This is a genomic window from Propioniciclava sp. (genome assembly GCF_029977985.1).
Classification (GTDB): domain Bacteria; phylum Actinomycetota; class Actinomycetes; order Propionibacteriales; family Propionibacteriaceae; genus Propioniciclava.
In genome coordinates, this window is record NZ_JARKOT010000002.1 from 1 (window position 1) to 2,421 (window position 2,421).

Consider the following 2,421-nt stretch of genomic DNA (forward strand, 5'->3'; position numbering starts at 1 on the left):
GGCCTGCAGGCGGTCTTCGACCGGCAGCAGGTTGAGCTTCTGGATGATCCTGACCTTGTGCATCTCCAGCGGCAGCTGTTGTCCCCTGAAGAACGTCACCTTTGACATCGGCTTCCTCTCGCCCGGGTGTGAGTCGCCTCAGCCTTCCATCGCGCCGGATTCGCTACGACGTGCGGTCGTAGTGCGAGACCAGGGGCGCCCCGACACCCCTCACACTCGGAACCTGGCGTGCTGGCGTGTGATGCGCACGCCGGTCGGCCCGGCGGGGCCGGTGAACTGCGGGTTGCCCCGTGCGTCGAAGGTGATCTCCCACCGCTCGTCGGGTGGGCGCCGGAGGTCCGGCTCCACCAGATGGTGGTGGTGCGGACAGAGCAGCACGCCGTTCTCGAGGTCGGTCGCTCCCCCCGCTCCCCACGGGGTGCGGTGATGGCATTCGGAGTCACCGGGTGGGCGGTCACAACCCGGGAAGGCGCAGCCCCCGTCGCGTAGCGCGATCGCGAGCCGCTGAGCGGTGGTGAACAGACGGCGCGCGCGACCAAGGTCGAGCGGGAGGGACTCGCCGCCGAGAACCGCCGGCAGGACGCCGCCCGCACAGGCCAGACGTCGGGACGCTCCGACGGAGACGGGCTCGCCCGAGGCGACCAACGTGGCTTGACTCGCGGCGTCCGCCACGTCGTCGAGCGAGACGCTCACGACCACGCGCGCCCAGTCGCCACCCACGGCGCCGCCCTCACAACCCGCGTGGTGGGCAAGGACCTGGGCGAGGGCGTCCGCGTGCGCCTGCGGCCGAGTTGTACCGACACCCGCGAGGGCATCGGCGGCGCGTTGGCGGCGCGCGAGATCGCCGAGGTGATTGATGAGGAGTTCGCCCTCGATCGAGGGGAGGCTGCCGTGGAAGCTGACCGAGCCGTCGGCCTGTCGCTTCCAGGAAAGGTAGCGCTCGCGCTGCTGGAGTTGCTCGGCGCGGTCGAGGGCCCGTCGATCGGCCTCCTCGGCCACCTCGGGCGCAACGACCTCCACCGCCCGGTTGACGAGGCGACGGAGCGCGGGAGGGTTGAACTCGGCGGCCAGCCCCACGAGGTGAGTGGCCACGGCGTCCACCTCAGCGCGGCTCAGTGCGTCCGGCAGCAGCCCGAGACCGGACACGATGGCTTCGGCCTGCTCACGCGAGACGTCCCCTCGTCCGAAAGCGGCGGCGACCGGCGGGGCGGCGTCCAGCTTGCCCGCCAAGGCGACGTCGGCGCGCGCCTGCCGCGGGCTGTGAGAGGGCAGCGCGGCCAGCCAGGACGCCGTGGGCATGGAGGCCACGGCCAGCGTGGAGCCGCGCCGTTCGGCCTCGGCGATCAGCGCCAACCACTGCGTTTGGGCGAAGGCCACGACCCGTTCTGCGTCCACGATCCGCTGGAGGAGTTGGGCATCGTCCAGCTGCCACCCCAGCGTCTCGACATCGCCGGGGAACGAAGGCGCCTCGGACAAGGGAACCTCGTCGAGCCACGCGGGCGGCTCGGGCATGTCGGAGGGGAACGGCATGCTGCCGGAGTCCAGGACCCACGGCTGCAGCAGCACCCCTTCATCGAACATGTGTTTGATTATAGCCTGGCCAGCACCCCCCACGCAAGCCCTTGTATGCTGCGAAAGATCTCCGATCGGAACCCGTCGAGAGCTCGGAAGGACCCGCCGTGACCCAAGCCGTACCCCGTCCCGACGACGCCGAACTGCAGCACTTGCGCGAGGCTCTCGCCGCCAAGGGTGGGCACACCATGGTGCGCTCGGAGGTGCTCGGCTGGCAGCGAAGCTGGTCGGCGGCCGACCGACAGGTGCTGGAACGTCATCTCACCAGGGTGGGAGCCGCCAGGTTCCGGCGCTCGGCCGACGACGGCTACATCCGCTGCGTCGACGCCCAGGATCGCACCGCCATGGTCATCGCACCCGGCTACGTCATGTTCCCGCGGCACTGGGTGAACAGCGAATGCTCCCCCGACTGGCCGGGTGTCACGCTCAGCACCTTCGGCCGACGGCCCGCCGCCCCCTCCACGAATCGGACGCCGCCGGCGCGGACCGTCCGCCAGCCGCGACGTGTGGAGGAGGAGCCCAAGTTCTGCCCACGGTGCTTCCTGCAACTCACCCCGTCCGGTACCTGCGGCAACTGCGACTGACTCCCCCCGCCGGCGACGTAGCGGGGACTCAGCGGCCGGCGAGCAGTTGCTCGATCTCGGGGCTCTTCGGAACCCGCCCGGAGACCAACACCTCTTCGTCCACGACGAGGCCCGGGGTGCGCAGGATGCCGTAGGAGGCGATGTCGGCGTAGTCGGTGACCTTCTCGACGGTGGCGTCCAGGCCGAGGTGTTCGACGGCTGCGCGGGCCTCCTTCTCGAGGTTCACGCAGTTCTTGCAGCCGGGGCCGAGGATCTTGATGTGCAT

Annotated in this window: 3 protein-coding genes; 1 reads left to right on the forward strand and 2 read right to left on the reverse strand. The window is 70.4% G+C overall.

Annotation, left to right across the window (positions count from 1 at the left end):
* Positions 1 to 210: 210 nt before the first annotated feature.
* Entirely contained in the window at positions 211 to 1,581 is a 1,371-nt protein-coding gene (locus Q1K57_RS00065; RefSeq protein ID WP_300077379.1) for an HNH endonuclease signature motif containing protein, read from the reverse strand.
* A 98-nt stretch (positions 1,582 to 1,679) separates the two neighbouring features.
* Here Q1K57_RS00065 and Q1K57_RS00070 point away from each other — a divergent pair, with 98 nt between their 5' ends.
* On the forward strand, positions 1,680 to 2,156 hold the full coding sequence (locus tag Q1K57_RS00070) for a hypothetical protein (protein ID WP_300077382.1): 477 nt from the start codon (positions 1,680 to 1,682) through the stop codon (positions 2,154 to 2,156).
* A gap of 28 nt (positions 2,157 to 2,184) precedes the next feature.
* Here Q1K57_RS00070 and Q1K57_RS00075 read toward each other — a convergent pair.
* Positions 2,185 to 2,421, reverse strand: a 237-nt coding sequence (locus Q1K57_RS00075) for a thioredoxin family protein (protein WP_300077385.1), incomplete at its 5' end; no start/stop codon positions are given.